The following is a 17,360-nucleotide window of genomic DNA, read 5'->3' as shown; positions in this document are numbered from 1 at the left end:
TGTATCAATCCGGTTTTTCATTGCTTCAAATGAAATATTTGTTTAATATTATACTAGAAGGAGGGGTAAGATGNAAAAATTATCTAAAATTTCTTTATTTTTATTACCACTAATTGCACTTTTCTTTTTGGCAGCTTGCGGAAATTCTGCAGATAAGAAGACTGAAGAAAGCTCAAGTTCAAGCTCAAGCGTATCTTCTTCATCTAAGGCTAAGACAAGCTCTAGCAGCACATCTGAAGAAAGCGGTAGTGCCAAAGTCAACGTAAACGGCGGAGATGCTAGCGTTAATGTAAATGGCGGAGACGAAAGCGGAGATGCTTCTGTTGAAACTAACGGAGACGGTAGTGCTAATGTACAAACTGACAACGCTGGGGTTAGCGTAAATGAAGATGGCGTTCATGTTCAAGGCGGCGGTATTGATGTTAAGGTCGGCAGCGATGGATCTGTCAATATCCAAACACCTTAATTGAAAAACATATTTCGATTATTATAAATAATAAAAACCGAGAGTTACTCGGTTTTTTTGATTTTCTCCTGTGTATTTCAAAAAACTTGTAAAACATTAAAAAGACTTGTAAAAACTTATCCGTCGTGTTATACTCTATTTAGAAAAGCAAGGAGGGAAAACCATGTACCAAGAACAACGCTTAGCTGAAATTTTAGAGCTCTTGGCTGAGAAAAAACAGCTGTCAGCCAAGGATATGATTGAGCATTTTCAGGTTTCTAAAGATACTATTCGGCGAGATTTTTCGATTTTGAGCGAGCGTCGGCTTGTGCAGCGCACCCACGGAGGCATTATCCCGCTGGATACTAGCCGGCAAATCCCCTCCTTCAACGACCGTATCAACCAACTAAGTCAAGAAAAAAAGGCTATTGCTCAGAAGGCCCACGACTTTCTCAAGCCGGGGCAAATAGCTTTCTTTGATGTCTCAACCATCGTTCTCCATCTGGCTCAGCGCATCAAGGAGCCTATGACAATCTACTCCCATTCTCTGGATAATGCAATCATGCTGAGCACTCAGGACAAAGTGGACTTTCACCTCTTAGGTGGGAAATTTTATCCCAAAAACCGATTCTACTACGCGCTCAATGAAGCAGAGCTGCTGCAGCAAATTTCCTTTGACATTGCCTTTATCGGTGCAGCTAGTGTCTCTGATGGTCTAGTCAGCTTCGAAGACAAGGCCGATGCTCACCTGAAAAGACTGGCTTTGAAGCACGCCAAGACTAAGATTCTGCTGGCCGAGCAAGACAAATGGCAGAAAGAGTCTAAGTACATCCTGGGTCCTGTCAGCAACTTTGACTACTGGATTACGGACCAAGAGCCCAGCCCAGAAGTCCAAAAATTGCTTGGAGACAAGGTTCAAATCATTTATTAAATCAGTTCATTCGATACAAAGGAGGACGACCCATGACAAAACAAGCGATTCGCCTGATTATCAGCGACATTGACGGCACCATTTTGGACGATCAGCACCAAGTGGATCCTAAGCTCAAGGATATGATTCCCCTGCTAAACCGAGAAAAAATCCCTTTCGTCCTCGCTTCTGCCCGCTCTCCTCTAGGCATGGAGCCCATTGCGCGTGAGCTGGGACTGGGAGATAATCCGCTGGCCTGCTACAATGGCGCTCTGGTCATCAAGGGAGACCCGCAAGCTTATGAGACCATTATCGAACACCCTCTAGATAAGGAAGAAATCCGCACTTTTCTGGAACTGGTCAAGGCTGAATTTCCTAGCGTGTCCATCAATCTCTATTCCGGTAAGGATTGGATTGCCGACCGTTTGGATAAGTGGGTGCAGATAGAGGCTGCTATTACAGGGGAGCAGCCGATGATTCAGAATGTACTAATGCCAGTACTAGATGCGCAAATACCCGTCCACAAGCTACTTCTCATTGATCAAGCGCCTGTCATCCAGAAACTCCATGACTACCTACAGACCTTGGATTTTCCCAAGACAGCCTTCTACCTCTCTAAGGACAACTACATGGAAGTCACGGCCAAGCATGTCTCCAAGGAGCAAGCTTTGTACGAAATTGCCCAGCACTACCAAGTGCCACTAGAGCAGGTCATGACAATTGGAGACAACTTCAATGACCTTCCTATGCTGCGGCTGGCTGGACTCGGAGTCGCTATGGGCAATGCTCCTGAAGCAGTCAAAATCGAGGCAAAAGCCGTGACCAAAAGCAACAATGAGCACGGGGTCGCGGAAGCTATAGAAAAGTATGTTTTGATATAACGCAAAAAATCTGCTCAAGGGCAGATTTTTTTATTGATGATAATCATAAGCCAGGCGAGGACTGCCGTCTGCCACATAAATAATGCCGCACTCCCTAAACCCGTAGTTCAGCACTGCTGCCTGCATAGGCTGATTAGCCTCATGGGTATCGATTCGCAAATAGGGAATCTGCTGGCAGCAAAAATCAAAGACCTGACGGGATAGACCTCTGACTTGTCCGTTCGAAGCGATGCGGTGAATGGTGCCGTAAAGCTCCGCAAAATGCCAGGCTCCCTTTTCGATGACCTGATAGGTCGGGTCTTCTCCAATGATAAAAGCAAAGGTGCCGACCAGCTGCCCTCCTTCCTCGACAACAAAGGAGTGGCCAGCCGCTATGTCTTCCTCAATCAAGCCCGCGCTGGGATAGCCTCCATCCCACTGAGTCGGATTGCCCTGGTCTTTCATGAACTGACGGGCCACATCATAAATCGCCATAATAGCTGGGATATCTTCTGTTTGGGACAAACGAATTTTCATCTTTCCTCCTTTATAAAAATAAGGCTGGAAAGTCCCAACCCTATTTGAATTCTTCTGGTTTGCCAGTATACTGAGACCATTCCTTAGTGAAGAAGCGGTCATTGATCTGGTAGTTTGGCGCCGGCTGTGGATTGGCCACAAAAGGATCAACCGCCTTGTCAAAGGCCAGCCAGCCATTCCAGCCCATGTGAATAGTATCCTGCATGAAGTAAGGCTTATCGCCGTCCTTAGAAAAGTCAGCAATGTTGGTAAAACCCTGACTTTCCAGCTGGTAGCGAATCTTGGCAACCGTCCGCTGGTACATTTCAGGACTAAGTCCTGTATACTCCATCCACTTAGAATTGACCGGTGGAATGATGAAGATGACATTGGTCTTTGACTTGGCAAACTGGTCCAGAACCAGCTGCAAGTCATTGTACTCAGGGGATTTTTCATAAGATTGCTTGGTTTGAAAACCTCTGAGCTTGGCAACCTTGCCAGCCAGACGGGTCTTGTAAAATTGATTGTCTATGCCGAATTGATTGTTACTGGTCTTCTTCTTGGCCTCTGCTGTGGCAATCTCTTCCAAAGCCTGATAGGAGAAGGTGTCTGGCAAATCAGCCATATAAGGCAAAATTCGCTGGTCATAATTTTCATTATTAAGGGCAGCAAAGTTGCTAAAAAAAGCATCTTGGCGCTCATTAAGATGAGCCATCATCTCAATATGGCGCTCTTCAAAGCTGCTCAGCTTCTTACCTTCAGACAGCTTCTGCACGCTCTCTGCCATAGCAACATCTGGATAAAGCTGCAGAAGGCGCTGGGCTGCATATTGCGCCGCCGCATCTCCCTGCTGCTGAGACAGATAAGCCGTCAGCTGATCACTGTTGAAGTACTGCTGAAAGGCCGAAGCATCATAGCCAGTCTTGGTAAACCACTGGGGCGACACTACATAGACCGCCGTTTGCCCCTCCAACTCAGAGGACATCTGCTGCATACCAAAGTACTGATTAAATGATGCTGCCCCGCGCTGACCTAGAAAATAAGGCCGATAGGAGCGGTCGTATTTCTCAGCTAGGACCGCCGGATGCATGCTATCAAAGCGCAGCCATTCGCTAGAGCCAAAGAAGGGAACAAAACGCATCTTCTTATCGGTCAAGGCTGTCACTTTCTTACTGCGGCTCTTGAAGTTTTCTGCTGTCAGGGTCACTGCCGAGCGCTTCTCTGCTTTTATATCATGCTTTTTATCAAGCGGATAGAAGAAAAAGAGCAGGGCAACCATGACCATGGCGCAGAAAACCGGCCCCAGAATCAGCCAGAGTCGTTTAAGCATTGCGAAGCTCCGTTACACCTTCAACGATTTTGTTGGCTGTGTTCCAGTCATCGCGGCCAAACTCTGACACTGGCACGCGAATATCAAAACGGTTTTCCAGCTCAACAATCAGCTCGACCGTTCCCATACTGTCTAGGACACCAGCGTCAAACAAATCCTCGTCCATCATATCTGACACATCTTCCATAAATAGTTCTTCAATAATTTCAATTACTTCTGCTTTTATATCCATTTTTCTTCCTCATTCATTTTTATTTTTTAAACCAAAGCTCATTTAAAAATCCAGAAAAGATTAAAAATGAGAACATGACTGCGTGAAAGGTCACCACAATCCCCAAAGCTTGAGTCCATTTGTTGTCTGGCAGAAGCGGAAGCCCCTTAGCCTTGCGCTCTTTGTTTAGCGTTTTCTTCTTGCGCAGCCAGGCATCATTGACCACCAAGCCAGCTCCATGAAAGAGACCGTACGCGATATAGTACCAGGTTACACCATGCCAGAAGCCCATAATCAGCATGTTGATCAGATAGGCCACACTGGATGTTGTATTACGGTTTTTAAAGACCTTATTGCGCATCAGGACCATGACCAGCCGCATAAAGACAAAATCACGGAACCAAAAGGACAGACTCATGTGCCAGCGATTCCAAAATTCTTTCAAATCGCGTGAGAGAAAGGGCTTATCAAAGTTGATAGGGCTCTTGATTCCCATGAGATTAGAAATAGCTAGCGCAAACATCGAATAACCGGCAAAGTCAAAGAAGAGATCCAGACCAAAGACATACATGACGCCCAGAGTTCCCAGATTAAAGAAACCGCCGGTATAGAGAGCGTAGGTCTTGACATGCCCCAGCAAGAGATGTCCAAAGATATGTGCCAGGATAAACTTATAAAGGAAGCCTAGCATGATATACTTGACAGACTGCTCCAGCATATCCAGCAGCTCATCTCGCTCAGGAATGTTCAAATAGTCTTCATTGAAACGCTTGAAACGATCAATGGGGCCACTCGAAAAGGTCGGCATGAAGAGCAGGAAACGCAGGAACTCCCAGAGTGTGAACTCTGTCAAAACTCCATCCCGCATCTCAATCATCATCCCTACCGAGCGAAAGGTCAGATAGGAAATCCCCAAAAAGCCAAAGAGAGATTGATGGCCGCTGATTGCGGGCTCTACCTTGACAAGCACAAGCGGCAGAACCGCCAGCAAGGTATGCAGATAAAAGATCCACTTGCTGTCCCGCGACCGGCGATAGAACTTGTATGAATAAACCCAGACTATCTGCCAGATAACATAGCCCAGCAGAGCACAAAGCTGCGCCAGACTGGGACCTGTCAGCATCAGGATGATAAAGACCAAACTGACCAAGGCTTCATAAAGGGGGAAACGTTTCTTAAAGAAAAGTCCAACAAAGATTGGCAGAACTGCTAGAACGATATAGACAAAGTAAACTGGATTGCCGTAGGGTTCCAAGTGAGGCAGCTGTTTCAAGAAATCCATCATCGCTTATTGACCTCGCTAATCAGCCCCTTGATGTCAATCTTGCCATTTGGAGTCAGAGGCAGGGTCTCTCGATAGAGGAACTTGGACGGCATCATATAGGACATCATGATATCCTGCAGATCTTCCTTGATTGCCTTGGTAATATCGATTTCTCGCTCAAACTGCTCAGCCACACCGTCTTTGAGAATGACATAGGCCAGCAGATTTTGAACCTTGTGGTCCTTGTTGTAGCGGGGCACAGCCACTGCAGATTCAACGTATTTCGATTTGTTCAGGTTCTGAGACACATCCTCCAGCTCAATACGGAAACCATTAAACTTGATCTGGAAGTCCATCCGGCCACCGTAGAGCAGCAGACCTTCATCTGTCATTGAGCCGACATCTCCCGTATGATAGGCTGGCAGACCTTCAAATTTAAAGAAAGCCTCCGCTGTCTTCTCAGGATTATTCAGATAGCCCTTAGATACTGCTGGACCGCAGACGATGATTTCTCCCTGCTGGCCATTCGGTACCTTCTGTCCCTCTTCATCAATGACAAAGGTAGGAGAGTCCGCCTTGGTATAGCCAATCGGCAGGCGCTTGCAATTTTGCAGCATCTCATCTGTCACTGCTACTGCAGACAGGGCCACTGTTGCCTCAGTCGGACCATAGGCATTGATAATGCGAGCTTGAGGGAAGCGATCGCGCAGCTTCTGAGCTGTCTTGACTGTCAACTCCTCGCCGTCAAAATAGAAATGTGTCAGCTGAGGTAGCTTCTGGCTGTTAAAGTCATCCGACAGCAAGGCCATATCCGCGAAGGAAGGTGTCGAAGTCCAGATAGCAATAGGCAGACTGAGAATCGTCTCAAACAGCTGCTTGAAATCCTGAGTCACAGCCGAAGGTAGGGCAAAAAGAGTCCCTCCTAAGGCCAAAGTCGGCGCCCAGTACATGACTGACAAGTCAAAAGAATAAGGCGGCTGAGCCAACATTTGAGGACGAGCCGGAGTCGCAAACTCCTTATCTGTAATCATCCAATTCGTAAAGCTGAGCAAATTATTGTGAGAAATCTGCACTCCCTTAGGTTTACCAGTCGTTCCCGATGTGAAAATAATGTAATAATTATCATCTCCTTGCACCGGATGGCTCAGTTCATAGGACGCTCCCTCTCTGAAGGCTGTCTGAACTTGCTCCGCACTAAAAATAGGCGCTGCTACATTTGCCAGCGGAAAATCATTGATGGCAATAATCAAACTTGGCTCAGCAACTTCCACAATCGCTGCCACGCGCTCCAAGGCTGAGTGGCTGTCAATAGGAATGTAGGCATGACCAGACTTGGTCAAGGCCACAAAAGTAGCCAGCATTTCGTATTCCTGACCGCCAAAGACCACAACCGGAGACTTGTCAGGAAGTCCCAAACGGTCAATATGAGCCGCCAACGAATCGGAATCCTTCTTTAAATCGCCATAAGTATGAACTTGACCTAAAATATCATAGACCGGAAAATCCGGCTGCACCTGAGCAAAATGCTCAATCGCTTCAATCATATCATGTATCACTTTATTTGACATTATTTCCTACTCTCTCACATTAAAATTCATTATAGATAAAGCCACCCTGACCCTGACCCAGATAGCTAAAGAAATAAAGTAAGGCCAGAAAGATAACAAAATATAGTAGGGTTTGGCCCAAAAATTTATATAGGGTTTGATGTTTTTTCATAGATCTCTCTTATATTTTTAGTTAGACTTACACCATTTTACCATTTTATGGAAGATGTTTTCAACACAAAAGCTAAGGAAGATGTAAAGTTCTTATAAGGAAGAAAGGTACTTTGATGCACCTTATAAATAACCATAAAAAGGCATTTTCAAAAAATATATAAAAATTTTATATATTTTGCTTGACTTTTTTCCTAAGAGGTTGTAGACTATATATAGAAAGATTATATATAAATATTTTACACAAGGAGGTGGTCCTATGTCTTTCCCCACATCATCGGCTTTGATTGAGTTTCTCATCTTAGCCATCCTTGAAAAAGACGATTCCTACGGTTATGAAATCAGCCAAACGATTAAGCTGATTGCCAATATCAAAGAATCAACACTTTACCCTATTCTGAAGAAGCTGGAGCAAAATGACTGCCTCACGACTTATTCGCAGGAGTACCAAGGACGAAAACGAAAATACTATTCACTCACTGCCTACGGGCATGAACATCTACTCACTCTAAAAGAAGAGTGGCAAACTTATACTACGACCATCAGCGGTATCATAGAAGGGAGCATCCGTCATGACAAGAACCGAGTATCTAGCTGAGCTAGAAAAATATCTGAAAAAACTGCCACGCAAGGACTATCAGGAAGCTATGGATTACTTCACTGAATACTTCGACGAGGTAGGCCCAGAGGGCGAGGAAACCGCTATTGCTGAGCTAGGCAGCCCAAAGGAAGCGGCCCACGAGATTATGTTGAATCTTTTGGACAAAAAAGTCGAGGAAGATAATCAAGACAGCAGTTCATCAAAAAACACTAAGAACATCGTCCAGATTGCTATCCTATCCATTTTGGCAGCACCCTTGGCTATTCCGCTCTTTATAGTAGCAGCACTTTTGACTTTCGTTTTCTTCCTCTTAGTCTTTATCTTTGCTCTAGTCATGGCTATAGGCGCCTTTGCATTCTTTATCTTTGGCATCAGCCTGATCTGGGACACTTTGACAGTGGGACTGACGACATCGATCCCGGCCTTCCTGTTCACTCTGGGGCTCAGTGTTCTAGCTCTGGGACTGTCTGGCATCTTCTACGCAGGCATTTCTCCTGTTACTCAGTTTGGCAAGGCTGGCTTTGTCAAACTAGCTCAACTTTTCGCAAAGAAAGGAGCACGTCATGGCTAACATCAAATTGAAAAAACCTCTTTTATCCGCAGCTATTTTAGCCTGCCTCTTTGGTGGAGCCCTGACAACTATCGGCTCCATTACAGGCGGTGTCAACGACTTGGTCAATTCTGCCAAAAGCAAGGTAAAACTAACGAAAAAAGAAGAAAGTTTCTCTGATCTTTCTTCCCTAAATATTAATTTAGCAGCTAGAAACCTCGTCATCAGCGAATCTCCTGATGACAAGGCTCACTTGACCTATTACCAAAGCGATGGTAACTATCAGATTGATGGAAGCTCGCTTGGAAAAATCACGACAAGTTCTGAAAACGGAAACTTAAACATCAAGGAAGAAGGTGCAGGCTCCTTCCACATAAGCGCTGGCATCCGCTCTTTACTCAGCTTATTTGACCAAGAATCTCAGGGGAAGCGTACTGTACAGCTTTCCCTGCCTAAGGGGACCAAGCTTGAGACATTCAGCGGCAGTTCGTCATTAGGAGATGTTACGCTGTCCAATCTATCAGCCAAAAATGCTGACTTCTCTCTATCCAATGGCTCGTTGACTGTGAATGATAGCCAATTCGAATCTGGTAAATTTAAGAACTCTCTGGGAGAGATTTCCTTTAATAACAGTCAGATTAACTCTGGAAAAATCAATGCTTCTTCGGGTACCATCACTCTGAGCAACAGCCAGTTCGCATCGGGCGAAATAGCAAACTCTCTGGGAGATGTCAACCTAAACTCGAGCAAAATCTCCGACAGCACTCTGAAAATCTCAAGCGGCTCACTGAACTCCGAACAATTGGAATTAGCTGGTACAATCTCTATCACTGACCAATTGGGCGATATTAATCTGCATCTGGTTTCTGGCAGTTTGTCGCAGCTATCCTTTGATCTGAAAACAGATCTAGGTGAAATTGACATCCCTAGTGGTATGAATGTAGAGCACACCAAAGGCGATGATGTTGGCGACTCTGCCATCCGTAAAGTCGAAAATCCGACAACTACACTTACTGCCAGCGCCCAAAGCGGTAGCATTAAGCTCAGCGAATAAATCATAGAAAAGAATATATACAATCAGGGAGTCCTCAGCGGCTCCCTTTTTTGATAAAAATTCCCGTAATACCCTAAGATTGCTTTACAGGCCTTGGCCTTTGTGCTATGATATTCTATAAAAATTTATCACAAGGAGGTTCCTATGAAAAAACTCACACCTGGTATGCACATTCGGGTCGTCAGCCCCTCGGCGTCAATTGAACACATCGGTGGCTTTGAGGCCAATCTAGCCGCCAAGGAGCGCTTGGAAAAGCTAGGATTTACCGTGTCTTTTTCGGAACATTATCTGGAAAATGATATATTAGGCTCTGCCTCCATCGAAAGCCGGGTGGCAGACATCCATGCTGCCTTTTCAGATGACTCCGTTGATGCCATCCTGGCCACCATCGGCGGTTTCAACTGCAATGAGCTCCTGCCCTATCTGGACTTTGAGTTGATTGCTAGAAATCCTAAGATTTTCTGCGGCTACTCAGACACAACAGCCTTGCTCAACGCTATCTATAGTAAGACCGGCATGAAAACCTACATGGGACCGTCTTACTCCAGCTTTAAGATGGATGCCCTGCAGGACTATCAGACCGAGAGCTGGCTCAAGGCCGTCAGCCCGACTTCTTATGAATTGACTCCTAGTGAAAAATGGGGCGACAATGCTTGGTATCTGCCCGATGCCCCACTGACCTTCCATGAAACTGAGTGGAAAGTTTATCACCACGGGCAAGCCCAAGCCACTGCTATCGGCGGCAATCTCTCCACCTTCTCACTCCTACGCGGCACCCCCTATGCCCCGACAGATGAAAACTATGTCCTCTTTGTTGAAGAGGCTGAGGAAGATGATTATGTGGAATTTGACCGCAATCTAGCTGCCCTCCTTCAGGTCTATCCCAATCCGCAGGCTCTTCTCATCGGCCGCTTCCCAAAAGAATGCCAGATGACAGAGGAGCTGCTCCTTTATATCTTGGATAAACATCCGATTCTCAAACAAATTCCTGTCCTCTATGACTTGGACTTTGCTCATACTCAGCCACTCTTTACCATTACCATCGGTGCTCAAGTGACCGTGGATACGGAGAAGATGTCTATCAGAATTGATGAATAGCAAGAAATCCTCATTCCAGCTGGAATGAGGATTCTTCTCTTTCATTAGACACTATTTCATTGTTATCTTGCCGGCTTTTTTATCGCCCACCAAAACCGCCTTGGCCGCCTGGGGCACCGCCGCCACCGGGTCCACCAGCGCCAGGTCCGTCGGCAGTGATTTCTGTCCGGCTTTCACCATTGACCGTGATGGTACCGCCAGTGTAGGTGGCCGTTACGTCAAAGTCAAAGGCAGATACCGTAGAAGTAATGTCTAAGTTTCCTCCTGACATAATGACATCGCCGTTGGAGTCGATAGCATCGGTATCGCCTTCACCGACCTCGACCTTGATATCGCCACCGGTAATCTTAATAAAGATATCAGCTCCAGTTACGTCACTAGCTGCATTGATACCATCATCTGTCGCATAAAGATCCAGCTTGCCGCCATTAATGGTGACATTGGTTCCTTCCAGAGCTTCTACACTCTTGGAAACCGTAATAGTCCCACCATCAATCAAAGCTATATTGCTCGCGTGCAGACCATCATCACCTGCATTAATCGTGATGGTACCGGACTGGATATAGAGATTCCCCAGAGAAGTATCTTCATCATTGTCCGCGTGGATGGCATCTTCTGTCGCTGTGATATCGATAGTAGCGTCCTTGATATTAATGGCTGAAGATGCTGACAGACCATGCTTAGCTGCTTTGAGCGTATAGGTACCACTTGTCACCCGCAAGGTCTGCTCAGACTTAATCGCTGTTTCATACTTGCCGTCAACTGTCAGGCTTCCAGATCCATTGAGAGTCAGATCAGAGTTACTATAGATAGCTGCATCTGCATCCGTATTACTGTGATTAGATGAATCTGAGATGGTGTTTTGGCTGCCGTCAGCCAAAGTCAGGCTTGTTTTACCCGCATTTTCTACCAGAATAGCTGCGTCTGTCCCGCTCATGGTTACGCCATTTAGGACGATTTGAACCTTGTCGCTATCACCTGCTTTGACGACAATCTGCACATTTTCACTCGTTCCGGAAACGACATAGGTCCCAGCCTCAGAGATTGTCACAGTAGAGCCGGAGACACTAGCGCCGTCACCAGAGGTCTTAGCACTGGAGCCACTCAGGCTGATGGTCGTCGCCTTGGACTCATCATAAGAAGCGTCTGAATCCTCTGAGGCAAAGTAATCAGAAGTATTGGTCTTAGTCTGACTGGTGCTTGTAGCATTAGCAGTCTGAGTGCTGCTTGAAGCTGTAGAGCTGCTGGCGTTTGCGCTGCAAGCACCCAGCACTGCTGTCATCAAGACCAGTGGAATCATCAATTTAATTTTTTTAAGGGTTGATTTTGATTGTTTCATTTTTCTTTTCCTATCTATTTTATTTGCTGCTGATACAGTTTGCTTTTTTATAAGCAAAGCCATATTTGGAGAAAGAGCTAGGAGACAGCTGATAGCGATCCATGATCTCGCTGAGCCATAGCGGACAAGCTTCTGGAATCTTAACTTCCATAATGACATGATTGGCTGGCAGGAGATGATCTCCATGGCGACCAGCCAAGAGACTCAGATCATAAGGACGGTAGGTCAGGTCGTGATCAAAGGTAATCCGAATCCGCTCATCCTCAATCCCCTTCATCGAATAACGATTGTAGCCGATATACATCATAGGCTGAATATTGCCAAAATGCTGGGTCAGCCAGACCATTTCCTTATCTATCTGAAGGTCAGTCAGCTGACTGTAATCACCGTCCAGATAGGCTTCCGCTGCCAGCAAATCTGCTGCAAGACGGCGTTTGGTGACCAGATTCTCAGTCTTTTTCTTGATTTCCAAAAATACTTGACTATTCTCGGTCGGATGCTCTTGATAAGTCCGCAAGCGCACCTTCTCGTCAAAATGAGGATTTTCCAAGGACTCACGAATGAGCTGATAGGACGGCGTATCGTAGTAGAGATTGTTAATGGTCGAATAAGCTCGCTCATCCTCCACCAGATAGCCTTCAAACTCTAGCAATAGATCCAGCAAGGTTTCCTTGGAAATGATGTATTTGGTTTCAAAGCGCTGAAAATGATTTTGAAAAAATTTTTCTGCCATGGGCTTCTCCCCTTTCTATCTTTCTTAAATGTAATGCAATTTTAAAGATGAAAACTTAAAAGAAAGATAAAGAAAACTTAAAGAAAACAAAACATCTCCCTTTTCAGGAGATGTTGATTAGAGAAAAAGTAAACGAATTACAGATAGACTTTTCATCTACATTTTTACAGATTCATAAAAGCACGTGCCCTAAGCTAGCTGTTTTTTATCTGTTCGATAGACCAGAGTACCAAGTGCCATGAAAAGAACTAAAACAAAAGCAAGGAAGATCACCTGAGTACCTATTTGGCCATTCATGGAAATCGTTTGGCGTAAGCCCGATACAGAATAGCTCATTGGCAGCCAAGGGTTGATAACTTGGAAAATCTTACTAGTCAACTCCAGCGGATAGGTTCCTGCACTAGAAGCCAGCTGTAAGAGCAAAAGAATCAGAGAGGCAAAGGCGCCGAGCTTGCTATCCCAAGTAACCAAAGCGGTTACAAGAGCCATAAAGGTCATGCTGGCTAGTACAATCAAACCAAGGGTTGCCCACTCATGGTTAGCAGATAGGCCTATCAAGTGCACAGCACCATAGACCAAAACACCCGCCACGACAGAAATGACTCCATTTACCTCTATACGGGCCTTCAGCCAATCTCGTTTCGTCCTAGGTTCTTGACCCGATGGAAGTGTACTAAAGATGATGTTAGTTGAAATAGCCGCCACAAATAAAGCTACTGAAATCATATAAGGCGCCATCCCAATGCCGTTTTTCTCCACCTTGTTCTCATCTGTCTTGCTCAGTGTCAAAGGATCTGCTAGAGTTTTTGCATTGTCTTCCTTGGTTGAAACAGTTGACAATTTATCGCCTGCATCTGAGAGGCCATTGGACAAATCACTCGTTCCCACAGTAAGTTTAGAGAGATTATCTGTTAAAGCACTGCTGCCATCAGCCAGCTTTTCTGTGCCGCTCGCTAATTGATTGGTCCCATCTGCTAATTTCCCGAAACTAGAGGTCAATTCTGGTGATTTATCTGTTAATTGGGCAGCCCCGTTTGCTAATTTTGTTGTATTTGCTAGCAAATCAGGGTTCTTACTTGCCAAAGCTGATGTTCCCTCAGATAGCTGACCAACTGCATTGGTATAACTTATCACCCCTTGTTCCAATTGTGTCGCGCCAGTCGTTAGTTTATCATTTAAGGTGTCTACACCTGCGACTAGTTGATTGGCTCCTCCGCTTGCTAAACCGAGGCCAGTACTCACCGTTGATAAGCCATTATAAAGGCCATTAATCATGTTAGCTGCCTGTGGCAGAACTTGATTTGATGCACCTTCTAACTGACTAAGTTTTGTTTGACTAGCGCCTTTTATAGTTTCAAGAGAAGTCCTCATTGTATCAACTTCTGATAAAATTGCCTGAGCAGATTGATTACTTCCTGCTTGACTAGCACCGACTGCTGCATCAATCTCAGCCTTAGCCTCACTAGAAAGCCCTTGATAAGCACTGGTCCCTTGGACACTTGCCAAAGCTGCGGCCTTGGCATCCTGATTGTTATTGATAATAGCCTGAGCGGATGTTGCTATGCTAGTCAGTGAAGCCTCAATGCTATCTGTCGAAACAGCTGAGTCACTTGCTGCAGCTTGAATACTAGCATTCAACTGAGTCAAGCCAGTTGCCAAATCATTCACGTTTTGCTGATTGTTAGCTAAGGTTGTATCTACCGATGACTTTAATGTAACCAAGCCAGTGTTCAGATTCGTTACACCTGTTGATAAGGCCTGAACTCCATCTCCTGACTGAGTAAGCTGTTGGACTCCACCCAATAAGTCTGCTGATCGACCCGACAGCTGATTTGCACCTGCGGCCACAGTACTTACACCATTTGCATAAGTGTGTATCCCGTTTGACAAACTACCCAGTCCAGACGATACTTGTGCAACACTCCCAGTATAAGTCTGTAGTCCTGTATTAAATTGAGCTGCACCGGACGATAATTTGCTCGTAGCTTGATTCAGAGTTCTTAAGTTATCTGCAATTGTCCGACTGCCTGAACCTAGTTGTTGACTGCCAGATGCTAATTGCTGAGCACCATCAGATGCCTTAACCAATCCCGTTTTTAGATCTCCCATATTCTTAAATATGGCGCTTGTATAAGTATCCGTCACATTTTGCGCCACCGTCTGCTTCAAAGAAGCCATGGCTGAATCACTCATCTTACCAGCAATAAAACTGTGGCCGCTAGACGTTTGATAGTCAATCTTCATTTGCTTAGGATTATCGGTCAAAATACTAGCTGCACGTTCAGATAAATCACTTGGAAGCGTCACAACCATATAGTAATCACCCTTTTCCAAACCATTTTGAGCATCTTCTTTACTGACGAAGTGAAAATCCAGATTTTTATTTTCCTTGAGGCTGGAAACAACATCCTTGCCTATAGACAAGGTCTTACCACTAGCAGTTACAGCTTTATCCTGATTGACGACCGCCACTGGCAAGTTCGATACCTTTCCATACGGATCCCACATGGAGCTCAAGAAAATAACATTATACAAGGCAGGAATCAAAGAGACTCCTAACATCACAATGATAAAAGTCGGCTTTTTTAAAATAGCTTTCCATTCTCTTAACATGTCTACCTCCTAAAATTATACACAGTGTCCAAATTTCAATAAAATTGATTATACACCAATCGAAAATTATTACAAGTTTATTCTTTAAAAATTGGACACCGTGTCTAATTTTGTTTAAAAAGATTGTAGAGAAGCGGAATAAGTTAGTCCTAGTGTCTTTAATCCCTGAATAATCTGTAAATAAAAGGTATTCTTCCATAGGTAGGTACACAGAAAATCAGTATTATGTTAGAATGATAAGCGAGGTAAATGGAGGCAAGCATCGAGCTCTTAACTTGATGATAGGGTTCCATGTGAAACACTGCTACCAGCAGATGCCTCACATGACAATAGCTCAAGTCAGATTGAGCATAGTAAAGAAAGGTTTAAGACAATGAAAAAAAGAACACTATTTAGCTTATTTTCTCTAGTTGCAGCACTATTTCTGCTGTCAGCCTGCAGTTTGTTTTTGCCACAAAGGTCAAATCGTCCAGCTCAGTCTTCTGAGACTAGAAAGCTAGAAAAGAAAGATAGCTCCAACAAGTCTAAAAGTTTTGACAGCAAAAAATCTGAAACAAAAGAATCTTCATCTTCCAGCAGCTCTGAACATCAAGAGGACGGAAAAGAACAAGAAAAAACCACAGATGGTCTTCCAGAAGATGCCGATCATGCTAAGAAAGATAAGATTTATGCGACTGGCGATGCCAAGGTTTATTACCAATCATATGAATCTGGGGGTTTTGAAGCTCAAATTCCTGAATTTAAAGGATATACCCAAGAAAAAGTTAAAAGTATTTTCGGCGAGCCAGAAAAAGTAAGCACCGACCTCGCTTCTGAATACGAAACCTTCCAAAACAAAGAATTAGAAAATCTGAAGAGGCTGGTTCAAGAGCAAAAAATCAACACCGAACAAGCGCGTGCTTTCTTAGCAGGTGTAGTTGATATTTCTCAAGCATCAAGGTTACAAAACACCTATACGGTTTACTCTTATAAAAATGAACAAATTTCTATTATCTTCTCGCAAGAGGGTGAGTTGCTTTACGTCACTCCCGACCCCGACTACCTCTACTTTAAATAATGCTCAAAACGAAGGCCGAGACTTTGCTTTAAGTCTTGGCTTTATTATTTTACCAGTCTAAGAAACCTAATAAAATAAAATTTTGCCTATCTATGCCTATTTTCGGAATTTAACTCTTTTCCACTTGAAAAACATTTGATATAATAGTACATGGAGAAAAAGAAAAAGTAGTTTGCTATGATAGCTATTAGTTTGAAGAGCAGACTGAGGCTTAGCCTCAAAGGGAGATTTTATGTTAGAAAGCAATAAACGCCGAAAAACCAAGGCTATTATTGAGAGAGCCATGGTTTCACTGCTGCATCAGCAGTCCTTCGACCATATCACTACTGTCCAGTTAGCTCAAGCTGCTGGCATCAGCCGTAGTAGTTTTTATACTCACTACAAGGATAAGTACGATATGATTGAACGTTATCAGCAAAACCTCTTTCATCAACTGGGGTATATTTTTGATAACAATCAGGAGGATATTCAAACTGCGATTACGGAGGTCTTTCAGTTCCTCCAGCTAGAGCCGCTTTTAGCTGCTCTTCTGACAGAAAACGGAACGAAAGAAATTCAAAATTTCCTGCGCCATAAGCTGCAGATGATGCTAGCTGATAGCCTTCAGGATCGCTTTAGCAATCGCATTTACAATCATTTTGAAAAAGAATACAGCCGAGTCTTTCTCGCTAATGCCTTCTTCGGCGTCTGCCAGATGTGGGTTTCCAGAGGGAAAAAAGAAAGTCCTGAACAAATAGCAGAATTTCTTTTAAAAATGATATAAGAAGTTGCTTAAGCCCATCGGGCACACTTCTACTCAAATTTTTGAACAATTAAACAGGGTGTACGAAACCAAAAGAGGTTCTGTTGAACCGCACCCCAAAAGTTAGACAGAAAAAATCTAACTTTTGGGGTGTTTTTAAATGAAATTAACTTATGAGGATAAAGTTCGAATCTATGAACTAAGAAAACAAGGAATCAGCTTAAAGCGACTTTCAGAAAAATATGGGATGAACCTTTCAAATCTTGACTACTTAATTCGATTGATTGATCGCTACGGAATAGATAGTGTCAAAAAAGGG

At 44.3% G+C, this 17,360-nt stretch carries 19 protein-coding genes; 10 read left to right on the top strand and 9 right to left on the bottom strand.

The genetic code is table 11. The features are described from left to right. Positions 1–70: 70 nt before the first annotated feature. From D8886_RS05365 to D8886_RS05355, 3 genes are all read left to right on the top strand, one after another. A complete protein-coding gene (locus tag D8886_RS05365) occupies positions 71–466 on the top strand; it encodes a hypothetical protein (RefSeq protein WP_125434462.1) in 396 nt (131 codons plus the stop codon). 163 nt (positions 467–629) lie between these two features. Further along, entirely contained in the window at positions 630–1,376 is a 747-nt protein-coding gene (locus D8886_RS05360) for a DeoR/GlpR family DNA-binding transcription regulator (protein ID WP_125434461.1), read from the top strand. Between the two features lie 32 nt (positions 1,377–1,408). Beyond that, positions 1,409–2,236 carry a Cof-type HAD-IIB family hydrolase gene (locus D8886_RS05355; RefSeq protein ID WP_125434460.1) on the top strand — a complete coding sequence of 276 codons (828 nt, stop codon included), beginning with the start codon at positions 1,409–1,411 and terminating at the stop codon, positions 2,234–2,236. 30 nt (positions 2,237–2,266) lie between these two features. Here the strand turns inward: D8886_RS05355 and D8886_RS05350 are convergent, their stop codons facing one another. Genes D8886_RS05350 through D8886_RS05325 form a run of 6 tightly spaced genes read right to left on the bottom strand, consistent with a single transcriptional unit; the run spans position 2,267 to position 7,255 of the window. After that, positions 2,267–2,752, bottom strand: a complete 486-nt coding sequence (locus D8886_RS05350; RefSeq protein WP_125434459.1) for a GNAT family N-acetyltransferase — start codon at positions 2,750–2,752, stop codon at positions 2,267–2,269. A 40-nt stretch (positions 2,753–2,792) separates the two neighbouring features. Beyond that, positions 2,793–4,061, bottom strand: coding sequence for a D-alanyl-lipoteichoic acid biosynthesis protein DltD (gene dltD / locus D8886_RS05345; RefSeq protein WP_125434458.1), 1,269 nt, complete (start codon positions 4,059–4,061; stop codon positions 2,793–2,795). Beyond that, positions 4,054–4,293 carry a D-alanine--poly(phosphoribitol) ligase subunit DltC gene (dltC, locus tag D8886_RS05340; protein ID WP_002894204.1) on the bottom strand — a complete coding sequence of 80 codons (240 nt, stop codon included), beginning with the start codon at positions 4,291–4,293 and terminating at the stop codon, positions 4,054–4,056. Before dltC ends, dltD begins: the two co-directional genes overlap by 8 nt. Before the next feature lie 19 nt (positions 4,294–4,312). Continuing rightward, positions 4,313–5,557 (bottom strand): D-alanyl-lipoteichoic acid biosynthesis protein DltB, encoded by a 1,245-nt coding sequence (gene dltB, locus D8886_RS05335; RefSeq protein ID WP_125434457.1) that lies wholly within the window; start codon positions 5,555–5,557, stop codon positions 4,313–4,315. Further along, on the bottom strand, positions 5,554–7,104 hold the full coding sequence (gene dltA / locus D8886_RS05330) for a D-alanine--poly(phosphoribitol) ligase subunit DltA (protein WP_125331273.1): 1,551 nt from the start codon (positions 7,102–7,104) through the stop codon (positions 5,554–5,556). Before dltA ends, dltB begins: the two co-directional genes overlap by 4 nt. 19 nt (positions 7,105–7,123) lie before the next feature. Continuing rightward, a complete protein-coding gene (locus D8886_RS05325; RefSeq protein ID WP_002894209.1) occupies positions 7,124–7,255 on the bottom strand; it encodes a teichoic acid D-Ala incorporation-associated protein DltX in 132 nt (43 codons plus the stop codon). Positions 7,256–7,513: 258 nt separating this feature from the next. Here D8886_RS05325 and D8886_RS05320 point away from each other — a divergent pair, with 258 nt between their 5' ends. The 4 genes from D8886_RS05320 to D8886_RS05305 all read left to right on the top strand — a co-directional run bounded on the left by D8886_RS05320 (position 7,514) and on the right by D8886_RS05305 (position 10,557). After that, positions 7,514–7,852: a PadR family transcriptional regulator gene (locus tag D8886_RS05320; protein WP_002913906.1), complete on the top strand. Its 339-nt coding sequence runs from the start codon at positions 7,514–7,516 to the stop codon at positions 7,850–7,852. Then, on the top strand, positions 7,827–8,426 hold the full coding sequence (locus tag D8886_RS05315; protein WP_125331274.1) for a DUF1700 domain-containing protein: 600 nt from the start codon (positions 7,827–7,829) through the stop codon (positions 8,424–8,426). Before D8886_RS05320 ends, D8886_RS05315 begins: the two co-directional genes overlap by 26 nt. Further along, positions 8,419–9,459: a DUF4097 family beta strand repeat-containing protein gene (locus D8886_RS05310; protein WP_125434456.1), complete on the top strand. Its 1,041-nt coding sequence runs from the start codon at positions 8,419–8,421 to the stop codon at positions 9,457–9,459. The genes D8886_RS05315 and D8886_RS05310 overlap by 8 nt, the downstream gene beginning before the upstream one ends. Before the next feature lie 144 nt (positions 9,460–9,603). Then, positions 9,604–10,557: a S66 family peptidase gene (locus D8886_RS05305; protein ID WP_125434455.1), complete on the top strand. Its 954-nt coding sequence runs from the start codon at positions 9,604–9,606 to the stop codon at positions 10,555–10,557. Between the two features lie 79 nt (positions 10,558–10,636). Here D8886_RS05305 and D8886_RS05300 read toward each other — a convergent pair whose 3' ends face one another. The 3 genes from D8886_RS05300 to D8886_RS05290 form a co-directional block, all read right to left on the bottom strand. Next, positions 10,637–11,896 (bottom strand): carbohydrate-binding domain-containing protein, encoded by a 1,260-nt coding sequence (locus tag D8886_RS05300; RefSeq protein ID WP_185761255.1) that lies wholly within the window; start codon positions 11,894–11,896, stop codon positions 10,637–10,639. 19 nt (positions 11,897–11,915) lie between these two features. Further along, on the bottom strand, positions 11,916–12,629 hold the full coding sequence (locus D8886_RS05295; protein WP_125434453.1) for a polyphosphate polymerase domain-containing protein: 714 nt from the start codon (positions 12,627–12,629) through the stop codon (positions 11,916–11,918). A gap of 189 nt (positions 12,630–12,818) precedes the next feature. Then, on the bottom strand, positions 12,819–15,242 hold the full coding sequence (locus D8886_RS05290; protein ID WP_125434452.1) for a YhgE/Pip domain-containing protein: 2,424 nt from the start codon (positions 15,240–15,242) through the stop codon (positions 12,819–12,821). A 373-nt stretch (positions 15,243–15,615) separates the two neighbouring features. Between D8886_RS05290 and D8886_RS05280 the strand changes: the two genes are divergently transcribed. From D8886_RS05280 to D8886_RS05270, 3 genes are all read left to right on the top strand, one after another. Next, positions 15,616–16,299 carry a DUF4947 domain-containing protein gene (locus D8886_RS05280; RefSeq protein WP_125434451.1) on the top strand — a complete coding sequence of 228 codons (684 nt, stop codon included), beginning with the start codon at positions 15,616–15,618 and terminating at the stop codon, positions 16,297–16,299. Positions 16,300–16,531: 232 nt separating this feature from the next. Further along, a complete protein-coding gene (locus D8886_RS05275) occupies positions 16,532–17,062 on the top strand; it encodes a TetR/AcrR family transcriptional regulator (RefSeq protein WP_004189391.1) in 531 nt (176 codons plus the stop codon). 139 nt (positions 17,063–17,201) lie between these two features. After that, positions 17,202–17,360: helix-turn-helix domain-containing protein (locus tag D8886_RS05270; protein ID WP_142999460.1), on the top strand; the 159-nt coding region annotated here is incomplete at its 3' end.

This window comes from Streptococcus sanguinis (genome assembly GCF_003943655.1).
GTDB lineage: Bacteria > Bacillota > Bacilli > Lactobacillales > Streptococcaceae > Streptococcus > Streptococcus sanguinis_F.
This window is presented reverse-complemented; position numbering and strand designations above follow the sequence as displayed.

Excerpts from the sequence above, each read along its gene's own strand:
- D8886_RS05300 (WP_185761255.1), bottom strand. The coding sequence starts at position 11,896 with ATGAAACAATCAAAATCAACCCTTAAAAAAATTAAATTGATGATTCCA.
- dltB (WP_125434457.1), bottom strand. The coding sequence starts at position 5,557 with ATGATGGATTTCTTGAAACAGCTGCCTCACTTGGAACCCTACGGCAAT.
- D8886_RS05315 (WP_125331274.1), top strand. The coding sequence starts at position 7,827 with ATGACAAGAACCGAGTATCTAGCTGAGCTAGAAAAATATCTGAAAAAA.
- D8886_RS05295 (WP_125434453.1), bottom strand. The coding sequence starts at position 12,629 with ATGGCAGAAAAATTTTTTCAAAATCATTTTCAGCGCTTTGAAACCAAA.
- D8886_RS05310 (WP_125434456.1), top strand. The coding sequence starts at position 8,419 with ATGGCTAACATCAAATTGAAAAAACCTCTTTTATCCGCAGCTATTTTA.
- D8886_RS05355 (WP_125434460.1), top strand. The coding sequence starts at position 1,409 with ATGACAAAACAAGCGATTCGCCTGATTATCAGCGACATTGACGGCACC.
- dltC (WP_002894204.1), bottom strand. The coding sequence starts at position 4,293 with ATGGATATAAAAGCAGAAGTAATTGAAATTATTGAAGAACTATTTATG.
- D8886_RS05320 (WP_002913906.1), top strand. The coding sequence starts at position 7,514 with ATGTCTTTCCCCACATCATCGGCTTTGATTGAGTTTCTCATCTTAGCC.
- dltD (WP_125434458.1), bottom strand. The coding sequence starts at position 4,061 with ATGCTTAAACGACTCTGGCTGATTCTGGGGCCGGTTTTCTGCGCCATG.
- D8886_RS05290 (WP_125434452.1), bottom strand. The coding sequence starts at position 15,242 with ATGTTAAGAGAATGGAAAGCTATTTTAAAAAAGCCGACTTTTATCATT.
- dltA (WP_125331273.1), bottom strand. The coding sequence starts at position 7,104 with ATGTCAAATAAAGTGATACATGATATGATTGAAGCGATTGAGCATTTT.
- D8886_RS05360 (WP_125434461.1), top strand. The coding sequence starts at position 630 with ATGTACCAAGAACAACGCTTAGCTGAAATTTTAGAGCTCTTGGCTGAG.
- D8886_RS05350 (WP_125434459.1), bottom strand. The coding sequence starts at position 2,752 with ATGAAAATTCGTTTGTCCCAAACAGAAGATATCCCAGCTATTATGGCG.
- D8886_RS05275 (WP_004189391.1), top strand. The coding sequence starts at position 16,532 with ATGTTAGAAAGCAATAAACGCCGAAAAACCAAGGCTATTATTGAGAGA.
- D8886_RS05280 (WP_125434451.1), top strand. The coding sequence starts at position 15,616 with ATGAAAAAAAGAACACTATTTAGCTTATTTTCTCTAGTTGCAGCACTA.
- D8886_RS05325 (WP_002894209.1), bottom strand. The coding sequence starts at position 7,255 with ATGAAAAAACATCAAACCCTATATAAATTTTTGGGCCAAACCCTACTA.
- D8886_RS05305 (WP_125434455.1), top strand. The coding sequence starts at position 9,604 with ATGAAAAAACTCACACCTGGTATGCACATTCGGGTCGTCAGCCCCTCG.